This is a genomic window from Rhodococcus sp. P4_F3_2 (assembly GCF_056401335.1).
Window position 1 is genome coordinate 38313 of the sequence record NZ_JBFUJN010000002.1, and the last position, 19250, is coordinate 57562.

General features: G+C 63.3%; 18 protein-coding genes. 9 read left to right on the forward strand and 9 right to left on the reverse strand.

Features of this window, described 5'->3' with window-relative positions:
- Positions 1-37: 37 nt before the first annotated feature.
- The 6 genes from AC1DWA_RS02800 to AC1DWA_RS02825 form a co-directional block, all read right to left on the reverse strand.
- The gene (locus tag AC1DWA_RS02800) at positions 38-193 is read right to left on the reverse strand and encodes a hypothetical protein (RefSeq protein ID WP_019746984.1); all 156 of its coding nucleotides are present in this window, start codon (positions 191-193) and stop codon (positions 38-40) included.
- Between the two features lie 67 nt (positions 194-260).
- Positions 261-998 (reverse strand): FadR/GntR family transcriptional regulator, encoded by a 738-nt coding sequence (locus AC1DWA_RS02805; RefSeq protein ID WP_024487763.1) that lies wholly within the window; start codon positions 996-998, stop codon positions 261-263.
- Between the two features lie 60 nt (positions 999-1058).
- Positions 1059-1877, reverse strand: coding sequence for an ABC transporter ATP-binding protein (locus AC1DWA_RS02810; protein WP_020906302.1), 819 nt, complete (start codon positions 1875-1877; stop codon positions 1059-1061).
- Positions 1874-3952 carry a dipeptide/oligopeptide/nickel ABC transporter permease/ATP-binding protein gene (locus AC1DWA_RS02815; protein ID WP_387405373.1) on the reverse strand — a complete coding sequence of 693 codons (2079 nt, stop codon included), beginning with the start codon at positions 3950-3952 and terminating at the stop codon, positions 1874-1876. Before AC1DWA_RS02815 ends, AC1DWA_RS02810 begins: the two co-directional genes overlap by 4 nt.
- Positions 3952-4911, reverse strand: a complete 960-nt coding sequence (locus tag AC1DWA_RS02820; RefSeq protein WP_020906304.1) for an ABC transporter permease — start codon at positions 4909-4911, stop codon at positions 3952-3954. Before AC1DWA_RS02820 ends, AC1DWA_RS02815 begins: the two co-directional genes overlap by 1 nt.
- A gap of 43 nt (positions 4912-4954) precedes the next feature.
- Positions 4955-6580: an ABC transporter substrate-binding protein gene (locus AC1DWA_RS02825; protein ID WP_477846349.1), complete on the reverse strand. Its 1626-nt coding sequence runs from the start codon at positions 6578-6580 to the stop codon at positions 4955-4957.
- Positions 6581-6854: 274 nt separating this feature from the next.
- Here AC1DWA_RS02825 and AC1DWA_RS02830 point away from each other — a divergent pair, with 274 nt between their 5' ends.
- From AC1DWA_RS02830 to nagB, 9 genes are read left to right on the forward strand one after another with little or no spacing between them, the layout of a single operon-like run.
- The gene (locus AC1DWA_RS02830) at positions 6855-7913 is read left to right on the forward strand and encodes a Gfo/Idh/MocA family protein (RefSeq protein WP_477846348.1); all 1059 of its coding nucleotides are present in this window, start codon (positions 6855-6857) and stop codon (positions 7911-7913) included.
- Positions 7910-8905, forward strand: a complete 996-nt coding sequence (locus tag AC1DWA_RS02835) for a Gfo/Idh/MocA family protein (protein WP_019746989.1) — start codon at positions 7910-7912, stop codon at positions 8903-8905. The genes AC1DWA_RS02830 and AC1DWA_RS02835 overlap by 4 nt, the downstream gene beginning before the upstream one ends.
- Positions 8902-9960 carry a Gfo/Idh/MocA family protein gene (locus AC1DWA_RS02840; protein ID WP_019746990.1) on the forward strand — a complete coding sequence of 353 codons (1059 nt, stop codon included), beginning with the start codon at positions 8902-8904 and terminating at the stop codon, positions 9958-9960. Before AC1DWA_RS02835 ends, AC1DWA_RS02840 begins: the two co-directional genes overlap by 4 nt.
- A gap of 46 nt (positions 9961-10006) precedes the next feature.
- Positions 10007-10936 (forward strand): dihydrodipicolinate synthase family protein, encoded by a 930-nt coding sequence (locus AC1DWA_RS02845; RefSeq protein ID WP_020906308.1) that lies wholly within the window; start codon positions 10007-10009, stop codon positions 10934-10936.
- 1 nt (position 10937) lies between these two features.
- Positions 10938-11867 (forward strand): ROK family protein, encoded by a 930-nt coding sequence (locus AC1DWA_RS02850; RefSeq protein WP_477846347.1) that lies wholly within the window; start codon positions 10938-10940, stop codon positions 11865-11867.
- Positions 11864-12571, forward strand: coding sequence for an N-acetylmannosamine-6-phosphate 2-epimerase (locus AC1DWA_RS02855; protein WP_133727670.1), 708 nt, complete (start codon positions 11864-11866; stop codon positions 12569-12571). Before AC1DWA_RS02850 ends, AC1DWA_RS02855 begins: the two co-directional genes overlap by 4 nt.
- Entirely contained in the window at positions 12568-13260 is a 693-nt protein-coding gene (locus tag AC1DWA_RS02860) for an SGNH/GDSL hydrolase family protein (protein WP_477846346.1), read from the forward strand. The genes AC1DWA_RS02855 and AC1DWA_RS02860 overlap by 4 nt, the downstream gene beginning before the upstream one ends.
- A complete protein-coding gene (locus AC1DWA_RS02865; RefSeq protein ID WP_477846345.1) occupies positions 13257-14441 on the forward strand; it encodes an N-acetylglucosamine-6-phosphate deacetylase in 1185 nt (394 codons plus the stop codon). The genes AC1DWA_RS02860 and AC1DWA_RS02865 overlap by 4 nt, the downstream gene beginning before the upstream one ends.
- An 11-nt stretch (positions 14442-14452) precedes the next feature.
- Entirely contained in the window at positions 14453-15232 is a 780-nt protein-coding gene (gene nagB, locus AC1DWA_RS02870; RefSeq protein ID WP_070796344.1) for a glucosamine-6-phosphate deaminase, read from the forward strand.
- 9 nt (positions 15233-15241) lie between these two features.
- Here the strand turns inward: nagB and AC1DWA_RS02875 are convergent, their stop codons facing one another.
- The 3 genes from AC1DWA_RS02875 to AC1DWA_RS02885 all read right to left on the reverse strand — a co-directional run bounded on the left by AC1DWA_RS02875 (position 15242) and on the right by AC1DWA_RS02885 (position 19250).
- The gene (locus AC1DWA_RS02875; RefSeq protein WP_477916463.1) at positions 15242-16873 is read right to left on the reverse strand and encodes a long-chain-fatty-acid--CoA ligase; all 1632 of its coding nucleotides are present in this window, start codon (positions 16871-16873) and stop codon (positions 15242-15244) included.
- A gap of 61 nt (positions 16874-16934) precedes the next feature.
- A complete protein-coding gene (locus AC1DWA_RS02880; RefSeq protein WP_378665865.1) occupies positions 16935-18056 on the reverse strand; it encodes an acyl-CoA dehydrogenase family protein in 1122 nt (373 codons plus the stop codon).
- Positions 18057-18068: 12 nt separating this feature from the next.
- Complete coding sequence (locus tag AC1DWA_RS02885; protein ID WP_259117495.1) at positions 18069-19250, reverse strand: acyl-CoA dehydrogenase family protein; 1182 nt, start codon at positions 19248-19250, stop codon at positions 18069-18071.

Genomic DNA, 19250 nt, shown 5'->3' on the forward strand with positions numbered 1-19250 from the left:
GCCCTCGGCCGAGTTTCGGCCGAGGGCATACGTCGTTTCAGCCGGCGAGGTCGTCCGGTCCGACGCTGTCCGACAACCATTCTCCGCGGCTGAGGGCGCCGTCGTCGCGGCGACGTGCGATCACGAAAATGACCAGGGCGGCAGCGAGGACAACTGCGAGAACGCGCGAAGGCGTCAGGTTCGGGTTCTTCATACCCGTAATTTTGCCGGAAGAACGGGCGCGATGGTGAGACAGCGGAGCAAAATCACGCGTTTCGAAACTACTGCGCTTCGGAAGCATGAAGGCCGGCGATCCGCTCGCGCAGGCCACCGAAGTGCACATCGAGAGTGTGCGCCGCCTCGACGGCATCACCCGTACGGATCGCGTCGAGAATCGCACGATGCTTCGACGCGATGTCGATCAGTGGTGTATCCGAATGCCCGATAGCCTGCTGGATCTCGCTGTACACCTGCCAGAAGACGTCCATCAACTGAGCGAGGACCTGGTTGTCGAGCGGGGAGTACAGGCGGGAATGGAAGGTCGCGTCGATGTCGGAGAAGTTCTTCCCGGCGGCGGCACGGACCTCCATGCCGGTGACGAGTTCGTCGAGGTCGGCGTGGTCGGCCGACGTCATCTCGGCCATCGCCGCACCGATCAGTCCGGTCTCGAGTGCCTGACGAATGTCGACCAGTTCCATCGCCTCGTGCCCGGTGCCCTGCAACGACAACCGGCCACGGAAGGTCAGGCCGTCGGCGAGAGCGTCGAAGTTGCTCGGGGCGACGAACATTCCGAAACCGTGACGGATCTCGACGACGCCCAAGGCCTGCAGAACCTTGAGTGCCTCGCGGAGCGTGTTCCGGCCGATTCCCAACTCTTCGGACAGTTCGGCCTCGGTGGGCATCGGGTCGCCTGGGGAGAGTCTGCGTTCGAGGATCAAGTTCATGATGTCCGTCTGAAGTGCGCGCATGCGGTTTTGCGCGCTGAAACGAGCGCCCTGTGTGCCACTCCGGACAGACATCGATTCCCCTTTTCTGATACGAACGTCCTTCATCCTATGTCCGGTCATCCGCTCCATTGGTCAACCCACGTCAACGGTGCGTTGCAGGAGACTGGGCGCCGCGCCCAGCAGTTTGGCCGTGTACGCATCCGACGGGTTGTCGAATACTTCCTGGGCTGTCCCCTGCTCGACGATCCGCCCGGCGTTCATGACGACGATCGTGTCGGAGACATACCGCACCGTCTGGATGTCGTGCGAGATGAACACCATGCCGAGCCCCAACCGAGCCTTGATGTCGCTGAGCAGGTTCAGGATCTGCGCTCGCACCGAGACATCGAGAGCCGACGTAGGTTCGTCGGCCACGATGACGTCGGGCTCGAGCGCGAGCGCACGCGCGATCGCGACACGTTGACGCTGACCGCCGGAGATCTGGCTCGGGATGACTTCGAGCGCAGATTGGGGGAGTCCGACCAAACCGACCAGCTCGCGAACTCGGGCTGTTCGGCTCGCGCGGTTGCCGATGCCGTGGACGTCGAGCGGATCGGTGAGGATGTCGGCCACCGTCATTCGCGGATTGAGCGCGGTAGCCGGGTCCTGGAAGACGATCGAGATCGCCCGCCCGAACTCCTTGCGCACGCCCGCCGACCGGGTCAGAGCGCTTCGGCCGCGAAATACCACGTCGCCCGACGTCGGTTTCTGCAATCCGACCATGACTTTGGCCAGAGTGGACTTGCCGCAACCCGACTCGCCCACGATGCCGATCGTCGCCCCTCGTCGTACGGCGATACTGACATCGTTGACCGCGTGAACCGTGCCGGGTTTGAACAGTGATCCCGAACGGGTCTTGTGGACGACGTGAATGTTCTTCAGTTCCAGGATGGGTGCTTCAGCTGTAGTCATCGCACGCTCTCCAATTCCGATTCTGCGTGTGCGGGAGTCGCGGACTGGTTCGCGAAGAAATGCTCGGTCTCGCCGATCCGAACCATCTCGGGCTTTCGGTTTGGATCGGAATCCGGACGCAGGGAACGTTCGGCAAAACGGTCACCGGCGGCGAAGCTGCCTGGCGACGGTACGGTTCCCTGGATCTGGTGGAGCCGCGGAGCCTCGTCCTCGATGGAGAGAACGGCGCCGAGGAGGCCCTGGGTGTATTCGTGACGCGGATCGACGAGTAGATCGCTGGTGGGCGCAGACTCGACGACCTGACCGGCGTACATCACCGTGATCTTGTGAGCGAGTGAAGCAACGAGTGCAAGATCGTGGCTCACGAAAACCATGGCAAAGCCGAGCTTTTCCCGAAGATCGTTGAGCAAGTCCACGACCTGGGCCTGGACGGTGACGTCGAGAGCGGTGGTGGGCTCGTCCGCGACGATCAACCGCGGACTGCGGGTGAGCGACATGGCGATCAGAACGCGCTGACGCTGACCACCGGAAAGCTCGTGTGGGTAGCTGGAGAGAGTGCGCACCGGATCGAGTCCGACGAGTTCGAGCAGTTCCTCGGCTGTGCGGGTACCGCCGCGCTTCGTGAGCTGCTTGAACTGCGCGCGGATCAGCATCGCCGGGTTCAGAGAACTCAGCGCATCCTGGTAGATCATCGCCATGTCGTGTCCGCGCAGCTTGTTTCGCTCCCGGTTGTTCAGTTCGAGGACGTTGACGCCGTCGAACAGGATCTCGCCGGTCACCACTGCTGTCTTGGGCAGTAGACCCATGATCGCCAGCGAAGTGAGCGACTTTCCGCAACCGGACTCGCCGACCAGTGCCATAGTCTCGTTCGGGCGGACGGTGAAGCTCACGTTGTCGACGATCGCCGTGTCTCCGTAGCGTTCGGGGAACCGGATCGTGAGATTGCGGACCTCGAGGAGGGGCGCTGCATCGCCCTCGTACACAAGACGATCGGACCGAGACCGCTCGGTTTCCGCCAGGATCTTCAGGTGAGTTTCGAGAGGGGTCGGTTCGGCGGCCGGCTTCAGAACATCTTTCACGACGCTCGGGTCGGCGAAGTCGTCGATCAACTCCGGAGTGTTGGCGACCGATGCGGCTTCGTCCTCCAGAATGAGCTCGTTGGAGGTCTCCTCCGCTGCGGCTGTCTGCGCTGCTTGGAGTGCGGAGGGCGTCTTCTTGGTCTTCTTCAGACTCGGATCGGCCATCGCGTCCGTCAGGCCCTCGGCGAGCACGTTGAGGGAGAGCACCGTCAGAAGAATCAGCAGACCGGGGAACACCGTTGCCCACCAACCACCGAGAAGGACCATGTTCTTGCCGTCGGCGATCACCGATCCCCACGACGGATCCGGGGGACGGACACCTGCTCCGATGAACGACAGGCTGGCCTCCAGCACGATGGCGTCCGCGACCATGACAGTGCAGAAGACGAGAACCGGCGCAGCACAGTTGGCTACGACGTGCTTGACGACGATGTGTGAAGTTCTTGCGCCGATGACCTTTTCGGCCGCGACGTAGTCCTCACCGTACTGAGCGAGAACGTTCGCGCGAACGACGCGGGCCACCATCGGTGTGTAGAGGAACGCGATGGTGACGATCAGAACCGGAATCGAACCACCGAAGGCTGCGACGAGTACGGCAGCGAGCGCGATGCCCGGGAACGCCATGACCACGTCGAGCACTCGCATGATGGTCTCGTCGACGCCTTTTCGGCTCGTTGCGGCGACCGACCCGATGAGAGCACCGGCGCACAATGCGAGGAAGGTGGACCCGAGACCGATGGTCAACGACCAACGTCCGCCGTAGAGCAAGCGGCTGAACAGATCTCGGCCGAGACTGTCCTGACCGAACCAGTGCTCGGCGCTGGGGCCCGCGGTACCCACCGCCTGTTCGAGCGGGGTGTACTGCGTGATCAGCGGCGCGAAGAGGCAGGCGAGCACGATGATCGCGAGAACCGCCATCGACAGCCAGGCCGAGAGGGGGAAGCGAGAGAAGGTGATGCCGGGTCGCGAAAGCTTTTCGGTGAGTTTTCTTCTCATCATGCTGCGCTCCGAAGTCGTGGATTGACGAGCAGGTAGAGGATGTCGACGGCGAGGTTGACGACGACGAAGCCGACCGCGATGACGATGACAACACCCTGAACTACTGCGGGGTCACCGTTGGTGACGCCGTTGATCATGAGCTGACCCATTCCGGGAAGACCGAAGATCTGCTCGATGACCACAGCGCCACCGAGGAGGTATCCGACCCGTAGACCCAGGACGGTGAGCGGGTTGATCAGTGCGTTACGCAAGACATTTCGCCCGATCACCACGTGATAGGGCAGGCCGCTGCCGATCGCGGTACGGACGTAGTCCTTGTCCAACTCCTCGACCATCGACGTGCGGATGATTCGCGTGAGTTGTGCTGCGACGGGCAGTGACAGGGACAGCGCCGGGAGCGCCATGTACCAGAGCCAGTCGGTGACGGAGTCGCTCGGATTGACGTAGCCACCGGTGGGGAACCATCCGAGTTGGACGGCCAGATACTGAATCATCAGCAGTGCCAACCAGAATGACGGTGCTGCCACACCGCCGAGGGAGATCACTCGGATGACCTGATCCGGCCAACGATCGCGGAACAGTGCGCTGGTGACACCGAAGATCAGCGAGAGCACGATGGCGATCACCAGTCCGAGAACCGTGAGCTGAATGGTCAGTGGCAGAGCGGTGGAGATCGAATCCAACACCGGGGTACCGGAAATCAGACTGTCACCCATATTGCCGCTGACCAGATCGGTCACGAAGTGAACGTATTGCAGCGGAAGCGGATCGAGCAGTCCGTTCTCTTCCTTGAACTGCTGCAACTGTTCCGCAGTCGGGTTGCCGCCGTTGAACGCCGCCGTTGCGGGATCGGTGGGCGCGAACTGCATCACGATGAAGACGAACGCGATGATGCCGAGGATCAGGGGGATCAGTATCAGTAATCGCCTGATCAGCATGGGGAGGACTCTTGCCATCGGGGAATCTCTCAGTTGTGGGAAACGGCCGAGCGGGCGGGTATCAGGCCGGCTTCGCCTGAAGCAGGTTGACGCCGGGGTACGGCAGCGGAGTGACGTCGGCGATCTTCTTCGGATCCCACGCAGTCAGGAGTTCCTGATGGAGAACCGGATAGTAGACAGCGTTTTCGGCGATCTGGTTCAGGTACGACTGCACAAGGGTGCTGCGCTTTGCCGGGTCTGTCTCGCGGGTGGCCTCGTCCATGGTGGCGTAGATCTTCTGTGCCTCGGGGGTGTCGTCCCACTTGGCGTAGGTCTTCGTCCACAGGCCGCCCTTGCTGTACGTGTAGCGCACGAGGAGGTCGACGTCGCTGCCGAACGCCTGTGGGTTGGACGTACCCGCAGCGATCTGGAACTTCTGGCCGCTGTTGAGCTTGCTCACCATGGCGCTGGTGTCCTGCGGTTCGAGCGTCGTGTTGAATCCGACTGCGTCCCAAGACTCTTTGATGGTCGGCAAGCAGTCGGCCAACCAGCTGACGTTGGTGGAGAGCAGCGTCAGGTCGAGGCCACTTACACCGGCGGCAGTGAGGAGCGAGCGGGCCTTGTCCGGATCGTACGAGTAGACGGTGGACGCTCGCGCGTAGTCGGGGTTGCGCTCGTACAGGTAGCTCGTGGCCGGTGCTGCCTTGCCGCCGAGGGCGATCTCGATCATCTTCGGGGTGTTGATCGCATAGAACATCGCCTGGCGAACACGAACGTCGTCGAACGGTGCCTGAGTCGTGTCGAAGAGCAGGTACATGAGGTTCATGCCCGGGTTGCCCTCGACGGTGCGCCCACCGGAGGTCAGAGTGGGGACGTTGGCGACGGGGATGTTGTCGGCGAGTTGTGCACCGGCATTGTTGCCCGAGACGCGTGCGATGCGTGAGGAGGTGTCGACGATAGAGAGCCAGTTCATGGTCGCGAAGTTGGCCGGGCGCGGCCCGTTGTACGCCTCGAAGGCCTCGAAAGCTGTGTTGCTCTTGGGGGTGTGGCTCTTGAGCTTGTACGGACCGGAACCGACGACCAGCGCTCCGGACTTGGCCTCGTCCCAGTGGCCGTCGAAGACGTGCTTGGGCATGATCTTGGCGATCGAGAGACGCTGTGCGGCAGCGCTGAACGGGTAGTTGAAGTTCAGGGTCACCGTTTGGTCGTCGACCTTGGTGACGGACTGCAACCAGGAGGAGAAGAAGGAGCGGATCAGTACGTTCTGCTGTGGATCGAGGACGCGATCGAAGGTGAAGACGACGTCGTCCGAGGTGACCGGAGTGCCGTCGTGCCAGGTTGCTCCCTCGCGGATTTTCATGGTCCAGCTCGAGGCGCTGGCGTCGGTCGGGACGGCCTGTGCGAGCGCCGCATACGTCTCACCGGTGCCTGGATCGTTTTCGAGCAGTCCCTCGTAGACGTGGTTGACCGCTGCCATGAGGAAACCGGATGCAGTCTGCATCGGGTCGAAGCTCTGGTCGTTGCCGTATCCGATGGCGGTGGTCAGATCACCGGTGCTCGCGGAACCGCCGACAACCGAGGTCGACGACGGGCCGCCGCCACAGGCCGCGAGAGTCGCGGTGATACCTGCTGCAGCTCCCAGCAGCCCGGTGTACCGGAACAGGTCTCGGCGTGTGAACGCGGAGCTCAGCGGTCGTTCGTTCTTCAAGGCGGCCTCCAAGGCGGGGAGCGGGACATCAAGGGAGTGGATAGGGGATGTCCTATGTTCGACGTCCGATGTTGCGTAACTTACATTGTGGATCAGAAAGCGTCTAGAGAATCTTCGGAACTGGCGGCGCTGAACTTCGACGTTTCGTCGGTTTCGAACCAAAAATAGTGCGCTCACCTGCATAGATGAAGACTGTGTTACCGACGTCGAATTGACGACCGATGACGCTGGCCGTATAACATAGGACATCCCTCATCCAATCTTTGGAGACTTCATGACCCGATACAAAGTCGGTGTGGTCGGTTGCGGATTCTTCGGTAGTTCCCTCGCTCGCGAGCTGGCTGCCCATCCACGTTTCGAACTGGCGATGCTGTGCGACCGTGACGTCGAGCGGGCCAAGGACGTCGCCGCAGAGTTCTCGGCAACCCCGACAGACGATCACGACGCGGTGGCCGCTCACCCGGAGTTGGCCCTCGTTGTCGTCGCGACGCCCAATCACGCGCACGCCGAACCTGCCATCGCGGCACTCGAACACGGCAAGGCAGTTTTTGTCGAGAAGCCACTCGCCGTCGAACTGGTCGATGCGCAGAACATGATCGCGAGCGCCGACGCGAGCGGTTCGCCGTTGATGGTCGGGCACATCATGCGGATGATGCCGGGTGTACGACGTCTGGCGGACCTGCTGGCGTCGGGGGAGCTCGGCGAGGTCGCTGCGATCGAAACGTCTCGCTCACGCTGGATCGACACCGACGGCGCAGATCCACAGTGGTGGAAGCTCGACAAGAGCCGAACGGGTGGAGAACTGACTCACGAGATTCACGAACTGGACCTGATGTGCTGGCTCGGCGGCGAGGTGACTGCCGTGTCGAGCATCGCCACCGCAGACGACGGCTTCCGCAACACAGTGGTGTCGTTCGCCGGCGGCGCGATCGGCAGGCACACCATCTCGACGCGTTCACACACTTCTTCGTGGGAGCTGACGGTCGATGCCGCCGAAGGCTCGGTCCACGCGGACTTCCACACCGGCCGGGTCAGCCGACTGCGCGGGGGACGGGTCGAAGAGTCGTGGCCGATCTTCGACGTCGACGCCGAGAACCAATCGTTGATCGACTCTGCGAGCAGGACGCAGAAGTACAACTCGGGGAACGGAGGATCCTCGCTGTGGATGCAGGCTGCGATTCGCCACGAAATCGACGAGATGGCAGCAGTTCTCGACGGCAAGGCTGACTCCGGCTCACCGTTGACATACGCACGTGAACGCGCACTCGTCGTCGCCGAGCAGGTGCGACTCGGTGGCGGGGAACCGGCGGCGCTGTCGGGAAGTGCGAAGTGACCGTGCGTGTAGCCGTCATCGGCAGCGGCGCAATCGCGCGGGACCACGTCAGCGCTTTGGCGCGCATCCCGTCGGTCGAAGTCGTCTACGTATTCGGCAGTGACTTGGACCGTGCCGCATCGGTCGCGGCATTGGCGCCGGGCGCGAAGGCCAGTACCGATCTGGCGAAGATTCTCGCAGACCCGAGCGTGCACGCGGTCAACGTCGTCGGGGCCACTCCGGACCACGCGCCCGTGACGATAGCCGCAGGCCGCGCGGGAAAGCATGTGCACGTGGAGAAGCCCGCAGCGCTGACAGTCGCGGACTTCGACGCGATGGTCGAGGCCACCGAAGGTGGCGGCACCTCACTGATGGTCGGACAGACCGTACGATTCCAGCCGTCGATCACCTCGATCGGAAACTCGGTTGCACAAGGCGCCATCGGCGACCCCCGGCTGATCCACCTCAGTTGGTACACCGGCCACGTCTGGCCAGGGGGCTGGCGAGGCTGGCAACACGACAAGGACCGCTCGGGTGGTCACCCCGTTCACAACGGAACCCACGCTCTCGATCTGGTGACGTGGCTGATCGGTCGTCGTCCGATCCGTGTGTTCGCTCGTAGTTTCCCCACCTTCGCGGCGGGGATGCCCGTGCACGACAGCTTCCATCTGACCGTTCGCTTCGAGGACGGATCGCTGGCGCTCATCGAATTGGCTTACGCACTGCCGCAATCGGGAAAGATGGTGCGCCGGATCGTGGTGTCGGGGACATCCGGCACGCTCGCGCACGACACCGGCGACGACCCAGGCCTGATGACGGATACGACAAACGCGCCGCCGTCGTCGATCGAAGATGCGATGGCGCATCAGATGCGCCACTGGATCGCCACTCTCGACGGTTCCGCGACCCCGATAGTCGAGAACTGGCAGGTACGTGCAGCTCTCGCGACTGCCATCGCTGCACAACAGTCACTCGACACCGGCCGCGCGATTTCGATCGGAGAACACCGATGACCGGCACCGGTTCGATCCGCGTCGGATTTGTCAGCGGCGTAAGGCATGCCGGCTCCTATGCGGACCTGTTGCGCTCCGATCCTCGAGTGAGCTTGATCGGGGCCTCCGACGAATCCTCGGTCCCCGATTGGATTCGTGAGGACGGAATCGCGATGGCAAAGGCCGCAGACATCGAGTGGATCGACGAACTCGGCGAGCTGCTCGACCCCGAACGGATAGACCTGGCGATCATCTGCAGTGAGCCGACCAGGCATGCACGGCTTGCGATTGCCGCACTGAACGCGGGACTCGACGTCCTGGTGGACAAGCCGGTGGGTATCGACGAGTCGGAGGCCGCGGCGGTCGAGGAAGCGGCACGGTCGAACGGGCGAATCTGTACGGTGGTGAACCGCACTCATTCACCTGCGCTCCGGCGACTGCGCCGCTGGATCGATGCCGGAAACCTCGGACTGCCGCGCCACGTGGACATCGAGTTCCTGGCAAGCGGAACACATTTCGCGACGTCCGTCGAGCGTCCCGAACTGGTGGTGGATCCCGCGCTTTCCGGCGGGGGAGAAGTAGTGAACTTCGCCGGTTACGCCGCCGACTACCTCAGATACCTCACCGGCCTGGACGTCACCGAGGTGTACGCCGAGACGAGCACACTCTACGGCGGGGCCCACCAGCAGTTCGGAGTCGAAGACACGGCGTTGATCTCGCTCGCCCTGGAAAACGGCGTCACCGCGACGGTGACCGTCGGAAGAATCCCCGCAGCACCGGGTTTCGGCGCGAATACCGCGACGCTTCGGGTCCTCGGCTCCCACGGATACGCGAGTTCCGACGACGACAAACCCGCGGTGACCCACTTCGCATCCTCGGGAGACGTGACCGCACTACCCATCGGCGGCTTCGGTTCGGACAACGCGGTGTCGAGCTTTCTCTCTCACGTGCTCGATCGACTTCCCACACGGACCGAACCCGACTACACCGTGGCAGACGCCCGCGCGTCGATGCGCGTGATCGATGCTGCCTATCTGTCCGCCTCGAGCGGTCAGCCGGTCTCCGTCTCTCCCTGACAGCCGCACCCACAACTCAATCCGACAACCAACATATGGAGACCCCATGAGCACGGAAACCACCACCTTCAGCGGAATCGTCCCGCCGATCGTCACACCACTGACGCTCGAGGGCGAGGTCGACACCACGTCGCTCGAACGCCTGCTCTCACTGCAGATCGAAGCCGGAGTCGACGGCTTGTTCGTCCTCGGTTCCTCGGGTGAGGTCGGTTACCTCACCGACGCTCAGCGCGCCCAGGTGGTGCAGACGGCCATCGGTCACGTCGGCGGCCAGGTACCGGTCCTCGTCGGCGTGAACGACATGACCACCAACCGGGTCATCGCCGTCGCCGAGCAGGCGCGTGAAGCGGGTGCGGATGCCATCGTCGCGACGGCGCCGTTCTACGCGATCACCGACGCAGCCGAGACGGCAACGCATTTCCGCTCCATCCACGCCGCAGTGGATCTTCCGTTGTTCGCCTACGACGTCCCGGTTCGTGTCCACAGCAAGCTCAGCCCGGCAATGCTGGTCGAGCTCGGTCGCGAGGGAGTCATCGCCGGCGTGAAGGATTCGAGCGGCGACGACGTCAGTTTCCGTATGTTGCTCCGTCAGTCGGCCGGGCTCGAAAACTTCGCCGTCTTCACCGGGCACGAGGTAGTCGTCGACGGATGCCTGCTGATGGGTGCTTCGGGCGCTGTGCCCGGCCTGGCGAACGTGGACCCGCACGGTTACGTGCGACTGTGGCGCGCTGCGCAGGCAGGAAACTGGGCGGCGGCGAAGGCCGAGCAGGATCGACTCACCGATCTGTTCTCCATCGTCGAGGCACCGACACCGGGTCGCGTCAGTGCCGGTGCTGCGGGTCTGGGCGCATTCAAGACGGCTCTGGCCCTGCGCGGCGTCATCACCGGCAACACGATGTGCGCCCCGATGCTCTCGCTCGACGAGTCCGAGACCGCAACGATCAAGGTCGTTCTGGAACAGGCCGGGCTCCTCTGACATGACATCTGGGCAGAAGCGATGGATCGGCATCGACATCGGCGGCACCAAAGTGGCTGCCGCGGTGGTGACGTCCGACGGATACGTGATCGACACCGTTCGTGCGGTAACACCGACGGCCGGTAGGGAGGCTGTTCTCGAGACCGCCACCGCGTTGGTCGACCGTTTGAGGGCGGATCACCCGGTAGCCGGAATCGGAGTCGGTGCACCGGGAATCATCGATCGGGTGCGTGGCCGCGTCGTCTTCGCCTCCGACATTCTGTCCGGATGGAGTGGCGCCGAGGTTCGCGGGGAACTCGAGGCGCACTCGGGTCTACCGGTGACGGTGGACAACGACGTGCGCGCGATGGCCCACGGCGAGAACATGATCGGCGCCGGTCGCGGTCGAACCTCTGCACTGTTCGTCTCGATCGGTACTGGAATCGGTGGCGCGTTGACCGTGGGCGGACAGCTGTATCACGGCGCCCACGGAACAGCCGGCGAGCTCGCGCATCTGCTGGTTCCGGTCTCCGGGGCGATAGGTTGCGGTTGCGGTAGAACCGATCACCTCGAGGCAGTCGCCTCTGGCCCGGCGATGGAGGCCGAGTACGCAGCGCGGGCGGGTGTGCCCACTCAACCGTTGCAGAAGGTGGTGGCACTCATGCGCTCCGGCGACCCGATCGCCCGTGGCGTGGTCACCGACGCCGGTACTCTGCTCGGCCGAGTCCTGGCCGGCGTCGCCACCGCATTCGATCCCGAGGTGATCGTCATCGGCGGCGGCGCAGCCCAGATCGGAGCCGACCTCTTGTCGCCGCTGACGTCCGCTTTCCGGGTGGAAGCGATGGGTCCCATTGCCGAAACCGCCATTCTTCCTGCCCGTTTGGGCACCGATGCGCCGCTCGTCGGAGCTGCGCTCCTGGCCGCCGCAACACGAATCGAGGTAACACCGTGACTGTCGAAGAACTGCTCACGATCATCAGCGGGAAGCTGATCGTGTCCTGTCAGGCCGGACACGGCCATGCCTTGCGCGACACCGGGACCATCGAGAGGATGGCCCGCGCCGCGGTCGACGGCGGTGCAGTGGCGATCCGCTGCGGCGGTGTGGGCGGAACCCCGGATGTCGCCGCAGTCGTGTCGGCAGTGAAGGTACCGGTGATCGGTTTGACGAAGATCGGCTCGGAGGGCGTGTTCATCACGCCGACAAGGGAATCAGCCCTCGAAGTCGTGGATTCGGGTGCGCAGATCGTGGCTGCCGATGCCACGCTGCGACCGCGTCCGGACGGGCTGACCTTTGCCGACACCGTCGACGCGGTCCATGATCGCGGCGGCCTCGTCATGGCTGATTGTGGAACACTCGAGGACGGCATCGCTGCCGCCGCGGCGGGCGCCGACATCATCTCCAGCACACTGGCGGGATATACCGAGAACAGCCGACGGCTGGCAGGCCCGGACCTGGAGCTGGTTTCGGAACTGCGGCAGGCACTTCCAGATGTAGTCCTCATCGCCGAGGGGCGATACCACAGCCCGGAGGATGCGGCACGCGCCATCGCCCTGGGTGCAGACTCGGTGGTTGTCGGAACCGCAATCACGGATCCGGCGTTCATCACGTCGAAATTTGCAGCCGCAGTATCGGGCGCCGAAAGGCAGAGGGTGTGACCCCGACGTCGAAGGCTTTGAAGTCCAAGACTGCTGAACGGATTCGACTGGAGACTTTGCTCGGCGACTCCTCGACGCCGATCCGGTGGGTATTCACCGGCGACAGCATCACTCAGGGATTGACGCACACCGACGGTCATCGAAGTTACGTCGAACACTGCGCCGAGCGCGTCCGTGGTGAACTTTCCTTGTTCAACCACGTCCTTGTCAACACCGGGGTGAGCGGCAATCGATCCTCCGATGTGCGTGCGGGTTTCGCACACCGCATCGAAGTGTTCGAACCCTCGGTGGTGTTGATCATGCTCGGTACGAATGACGCATTGGATGGCGAAGAAGGACTGGAGCGGTTTCGAGACGACCTCTCGGACATGATTTTCCGGACGCGAGCGATCGGTGCGGTGCCGATTCTGCAGACGCCGCCACCGATCGACGTCGAGAATGCGCCCACCAGAGCTGGATTGCTTCAGTACGTCGAGGTCGTGCGACAGGTTGCCGCCTCGACGCGTGTGGTGTTCGTCGACCACTACGCGCAGTGGACGGCCCATTCTCCCGAGGGCCCACCGCCGGCTCTCCTGGCTGACGCGTTCCATCCGAACGAACAAGGGCACTACGTGCTCGCGGACGCCGTGCTCCGTGAGTTGTCGATCGCGGATACCGAAGTTCCCGTTGTACCGCAGGTGATGTCGTGATACTTCGTAGACAAATTCTGCGTGGACAATTGGTGACCGGTGGTCGATTGCTGTCGGACGGGGTTGTCGAGATCGCCGGTGATCGTGTGGTGTGGGCCGGACCCGCGTCGCAGCGAACCGACCCGTTACCCGAACGGGCAGCTGCGGGAACAACGATCATTCCGGGTTTGGTGGACGTTCACTGCCACGGCGCCGGCGGATTCGGTTTCCCCGAGGCAGACGAGTTCGGATCAACCGTGGCTGCCGATCACCATCGGACGAACGGCACGACCTCGGTGATCGGTTCGCTCGTCTCCGCGCCGCCGCAGATCCTGCGCAGTCGCATCGCGCTCCTGGCAGGACTGGTGGACGAGGGCACGCTGGCCGGAATTCACCTGGAAGGTCCATTCCTTTCGGTACTCCGTTGTGGCGCCCAGGATCCCGACAGCATTCTCGACGGCGACCCGGCTCTGCTCGAGTCGCTGCTCGAAGCCGGCCGTGGGCACATTCGCTCGATGACGATCGCTCCGGAGACAGCACACTTCGACGAACTTGCCTCATTGCTGGAGCGTCACGGTGCCGTCGTGAGTATCGGACACACCGATGCGTCCAACCCGATTGCGACACGTTCGATCGCACACTCGGCGCATACACCGCTCAGTGCCACTCACCTGTTCAACGGTATGGCTCCGATGCATCACCGTGCTCCCGGCGCAGTGGCGGCATGTCTTGCCGCGGCTGCGAAAGGACAGATGGTGGTCGAGTTGGTCGGGGACGGAGTACATCTGGCCGACGAGACGGTAGCGACGGTGTTCGATCTTGTCGGTCCGCATCAGATCGCGTTGGTCTCCGACGCGATGGCTGCCGCCGGAATGCCCGACGGCCGTTACCCACTCGGGCCTCTCGACGTCGACGTGGTCGGTGGCGTGGCGCGATTGGCCGGCCAGGGGGAAACGGCCATTGCCGGCGGGACGAGTCGGTTGATGGACATAGTCCGCCGGGCTGTCAATCACGCCGGCGTCGATCTGCTTTCGGCTGTCATCGCAGCGACAGCAACGCCTGCTTCGCTGATGGGGCTGGCCGGAATGGTCGGCGATCTCGTGCCGGGTTGCCGCGCCGATCTGATCGTCACCGGTCCAGAACTCGAAACCCGCGCCGTCATGGCCGCTGGGAACTGGCTCATGAACTACACCGAAAGCTGAGGAATCAACCGATGGAAATTGTCATTGTCGACAGTGCGGAGGCGGCCGGCACCGTTGTTGCCGACATCTTCGAACACGCGGTGCATTCAGGTGCACGGACTTTGGGCCTGGCGACAGGATCTTCACCGCTCTCTGTCTACCGCGAACTCGCGCGCCGTCACCGCGAGGGCGGGTTGAGTTTTGCCGGCGTGCAGGCGTTCCTGTTGGACGAATACGTCGGCCTGCCGGAAGGCCACCCGGAGTCGTATGCCCAGGTGATCCGCACCGAACTGGTGAATCACCTGGACCTGGACGCGGCAAGGGTATTCAGCCCCGACGGCACCGCGCCGGATCCATTTGCCGCCGCGGCAGCCTACGACCGGGCGATTGCGTCGAATGGTCCGGTGGACGTACAACTTCTGGGCATCGGCGGCAACGGTCACATCGGTTTCAACGAACCGACGTCCTCGCTGAATTCGAGGACCCGGGTCAAGACGCTGACGGAACAGACTCGAACCGACAACGCCCGATTCTTCGAGAGTCCGGACGAGGTACCACGGCACGTGATCACCCAGGGCCTCGGAACTATCTGCGAAGCAAATCATCTGGTGATGATCGCAACCGGCGAGCACAAGGCCGCTGCGGTTGCCGCTGCCGTCGAGGGGCCGCTGGCCGCGGTGTGCCCGGCATCGGTCCTCCAACTGCATCCACACGCGACGGTGGTGATCGACGATGCAGCGGCATCACAGCTTCGGCTCACCGAGTTCTACAAAACGGTGTCTGCGCACAAACCGCTTGCTCAGCACTACTGAGATATCGGGCTAGACGGGCTCTCGCGTCTTCTCGAGGCCGAGTGTCATTTCGGGAGTGAGTAATTGGAAGTCGGATTCTCCGCGCCGGCGGATCCACACCGGATCGGATGTGTTCCAGCGTTCGGCGCTCTGCGTTCGAGTGACCACCTTGAACGTCGCCGTTCTCGGGAACTCAATGCACACGCGGATCAAGGTCGGCTTCTGCTTCGGCCCGAGTTCCGGCCGGGAATCGATGTATTCGGCTACGGCTACCGGGTCGAAGTTGTCGACGTCGCCGACCGGAATCACCGACGCCATGACGCGGTCGCCGACATCGCTGTCGGGGACTGCGTACACGGACACCTGCGCGAAGCCCGGGTAACCGACGAGCGAGCGTTCGATGGGTGCGGCGCCGATGTTCTCGCCGTCCACTCGTAGCCAACCGGAACTGCGTCCCGCGAAGTAGACGTAGCCGTCGAGGTCGGTGTACGCCAGATCGCCGCTCCAGTACTGGCCGTTGCGCATTCGCTCGGCGTCGGCTTCCGGGTTCTTGTAGTACCCGGCGAATGTGCCTGGGCCGGTGACGTTGACCAGTTCACCGGTTGCCTCGTCGGCATTGGTGATCCGGCCGTCAGCGTCGAAGACTGCAGGCGGGCATGGGGCTCCGGTCTCGGGATCGAGGATCTTGACCCCGTCCGGGAGAAGTCCGAGGGCGCCGGTCCTCGGCACCGGCGCCGCGGAAATCGAAATGCCGCCCTCGGTGGAACCGAACCCGTCGATGACGCGGGCATCGAAGCGCCGGACGAAGGTGGCGACGGCGGGCGCCGAACCCTCGTTGCCGTACATGATCTTCAAGGTGTTCTCCCGCTCGTTCGGCACCTCGGGGGTGGAAGCGATGAAGGACAACGGCTTTCCGACGTAGTTGGAGTACGTGATTCCGTACTTGTGAACGTCGGGCAGAAAGCCCGAAGCGGAGAACTTGCGGCGCATGGCAATTCCCGCACGAGCGTGCAGCGCGACCGTCCACGCCGCCATCATGGCGTTGGAATGGAACATGGGCATCGCCATGTAGACGACGTCGTCGGCGCCGAGCCCGAAACGATCGGCAAGCATGACTCCGGGAGAGGCCAACTTGTGGTGCGTGCACCGTACCGCTTTGGGATCACCGCTTGTTCCGGAAGTGAAAATGAGCATCAACAGATCGTCGGGCTGCGCCGTCGACGCGTAGGCCGGCGTATCGGCGAAGGGCGCCAACAATTGCGTCCAGGCCGGAGAATCCACGTTGATCACCCGGACGTCACCGAGATCGACGTCGTCGAGTAGATGTGCCTGGTTGTTCTCGGTGAAGATGACCTGGCAGTCGGAGAGTTGGATGTCTCGCGCCAATGCCGGGCCGCGCCTGGTCGTGTTCAGTCCGGCAGCAACCGAACCCGAGAACGATGCTGCGCCGAGCAATAGTGAGAATTCGGGGACGTTCTCCATCAGAAGACCGAAATGCCGGGGGCGCGTTCGATCGAGCAGCGTGTCCAGCAGCGCTGCTCGATCGAACGAGCCTTGAATGTGCTCGCGCCAGGTGATGACCTGGTCCTCGAAACGGATACCGCGGTCGTCGATCTCGCTGACTCCGAGGAGTAGATCGGAAACAGTGGGGCTCTGACTCATAGCTGCATCATCATCGATTCGTCTCGGACCAGGTCATGGATTTCCACTCGGTGGGACGCACTCAGGCAGGAACTGCGGCAAGTTCCTTGCCCAGTGCGCGAAGCTGATCTGTTGCGTTGCCGAGCAGGAACTCGTGATGCTTGGCCGCGAGGAAGTAGCGGTGAACCGGATGGTCCTCGTCCAGACCAACGCCGCCGTGAACGTGAACAGCGGTGTGCCCGACGCGGTGTCCCGCATCTGCAGCCCAGAACTTGGCCGTCTGTACGGCCCCGTCGGACGGAAGTCCTTCGCTCAAACGCCACGCTGCGGCCCAGAGAGTCAGGCGAACGCCCTTGACGTCGATGTATCCGTCGGCGAGGCGCTGGGCCACGGCCTGGAAACTACCGATCGGACGGCCGAACTGCACACGCTCGGTGGCGTATTCGGCGGTCAGCTTCAGCGCTTGATCGAGCACCCCGTACTGGTAGGCGCTGGAACCGAGCTGAATTCGTTCGACGATCCATGCCGCGATGTCGGATCCTTGGGCAACCGAGCCGAGAACACGATCGGCCGGGATCTGCACCGAATCGAACTCGACCAGGGCCGCACTCGAGAAATCCGTGGTCGATTGCCTGGTAATGCTCACGCCCGCGTCCGACGGTTCGACGAGGAAGACCGCGACACCGTCCTCGGTGATGGCGGGGACGAGGAACAGATCTGCCAGCGGAGCACTGTCGACGGTGATCTTGGCTCCGTCGATGCGCCAACCATCGGCGGTCTTCTCGGCACGCGTGATCGGGTGCGCCGGGTCGTCGTTGTATTCCTCGGCGAGGGCCGCGGTGAGTATCTTCTCACCGGCAGCGGCAGCGCTTGCCCAGTCGTCGCGCTGCTTGTCCGAGCCGAATTCGGCTATCGCTGCGGCGGACCCGACGATGGACGTCAGGAACGGAACAGCTGCGACACCGCGGCCGAGTTCGGCCAGGATGCTGCACTGCTCGAGGACACCGAATCCGTCGCCGCCGACCGACTCCGGAAGAGCCGCGCCGAGAACGCCGGCCGAAGCCAGCGCATTCCACAAGGTGGCGTCGAAACGGTCTTCGGCGGCGTCGAGTTCACGAAGGCGGTCGTTGGTGACCAGTTCGGCGACGACGGATCGTGTCAGTCCGGACAGGTCCTGCTGGGCCTCGGTAAGGGTGAATTCCATGATCGTTGGTCCTTATCGCTTCGATGCGGGAAGCCGCAGAGCTGTCATGCCGATGATGTCGCGTTGCACTTCGTTGGTACCGCCGCCGAACGTCAGGATCAGCGAAGAACGATGCATGCGTTCGATGCGTCCGCGTAGAAGAGCGCCGGGGGAGTTCTGCCTGATCGTGGCGGAAGATCCCAGAACCTCCATGAGCAAGCGGTAAGCCTCGGTGGCGAATTCGGTACCGAACACCTTGTTGGCCGACGCCGCTTCGGGACCGGGAGCGTGATCGGTTGCGGAGGCGATTTCCCAGTTCATCAACTTCAGGTACTCGGCCTTGGCATGCACGCGAGCCAGATTGATCTGCACCCATTCCTGGTCGATCATGCGTCGGCCGTCGGGCAGCTTGGTGTTCTGTGCCCACTCGCGGACCTCACGCTGCGCGGTCAGAATCGGTCCGGCCGAGGTGAGGGCAACACGCTCGTGGTTGAGCTGATTGGTGATCAGTGCCCAGCCGCCGTGTTCCTGGCCGACTATCGACGACGCCGGGACCCGTACGTCCTGGTAGTAAGTGGCGCTGGTGTCGGGGCCGGCCATGGTGTGAACCGGGGTGTAGGAGAAGCCTTCTGCGGTGGTCGGGACGATCAGCATGCTGATTCCCTTGTGCTTCTTGGCTTCCGGATCGGTGCGGCACGCCAACCACACGTAGTCGGCGTACTGGATCAGGCTCGTCCACATCTTCTGCCCGTTGATGACGTAATCGTCACCGTCACGGACGGCCGACGTGCGCAGAGACGCCAGGTCGGTGCCGGCCTCGGGCTCGGAGTAACCGATCGCGAAGTGGAGCTCACCGCGGGAGATCTTGGGCAGGAAGAAGGCCTTCTGCTCGTCCGTCCCGAAATGCATGATTGTCGGCGCTACGGAATTGATCGTCAGGAACGGCACGGGCGCACCGGCAATGGCAGCTTCGTCGGTGAAGATCAGCTGGTCCATCGCGGAGCGTTCCTGTCCGCCGTACTCTTTCGGCCAACCCAGCGTGAGCCAGCCGTCCTGGCCCATCTGCGCGACGACTTCGCGGTACACATTGCCTTCGCCGTACTCACCCGTCGTGGCAGCGAGTGCTTCACGCCGCTCGGGAGTCATCAGTTGTGCGAAGTAGGCACGCAACTCCTCCTGGAGCTGTTGCTGCTCAGGGGTGTAGGTGATGTGCAT

Bases quoted from the DNA above. Each gene is read 5' to 3' on its own strand.
- nagB (WP_070796344.1), top strand. From the start codon at position 14,453: ATGGAAATTGTCATTGTCGACAGTGCGGAGGCGGCCGGCACCGTTGTT.
- AC1DWA_RS02885 (WP_259117495.1), bottom strand. From the start codon at position 19,250: ATGCACATCACCTACACCCCTGAGCAGCAACAGCTCCAGGAGGAGTTG.
- AC1DWA_RS02840 (WP_019746990.1), top strand. From the start codon at position 8,902: ATGACCGGCACCGGTTCGATCCGCGTCGGATTTGTCAGCGGCGTAAGG.
- AC1DWA_RS02830 (WP_477846348.1), top strand. From the start codon at position 6,855: ATGACCCGATACAAAGTCGGTGTGGTCGGTTGCGGATTCTTCGGTAGT.
- AC1DWA_RS02800 (WP_019746984.1), bottom strand. From the start codon at position 193: ATGAAGAACCCGAACCTGACGCCTTCGCGCGTTCTCGCAGTTGTCCTC.
- AC1DWA_RS02880 (WP_378665865.1), bottom strand. From the start codon at position 18,056: ATGGAATTCACCCTTACCGAGGCCCAGCAGGACCTGTCCGGACTGACA.
- AC1DWA_RS02815 (WP_387405373.1), bottom strand. From the start codon at position 3,952: ATGAGAAGAAAACTCACCGAAAAGCTTTCGCGACCCGGCATCACCTTC.
- AC1DWA_RS02805 (WP_024487763.1), bottom strand. From the start codon at position 998: ATGTCTGTCCGGAGTGGCACACAGGGCGCTCGTTTCAGCGCGCAAAAC.
- AC1DWA_RS02845 (WP_020906308.1), top strand. From the start codon at position 10,007: ATGAGCACGGAAACCACCACCTTCAGCGGAATCGTCCCGCCGATCGTC.
- AC1DWA_RS02810 (WP_020906302.1), bottom strand. From the start codon at position 1,877: ATGACTACAGCTGAAGCACCCATCCTGGAACTGAAGAACATTCACGTC.
- AC1DWA_RS02875 (WP_477916463.1), bottom strand. From the start codon at position 16,873: ATGAGTCAGAGCCCCACTGTTTCCGATCTACTCCTCGGAGTCAGCGAG.
- AC1DWA_RS02850 (WP_477846347.1), top strand. From the start codon at position 10,938: ATGACATCTGGGCAGAAGCGATGGATCGGCATCGACATCGGCGGCACC.
- AC1DWA_RS02820 (WP_020906304.1), bottom strand. From the start codon at position 4,911: ATGGCAAGAGTCCTCCCCATGCTGATCAGGCGATTACTGATACTGATC.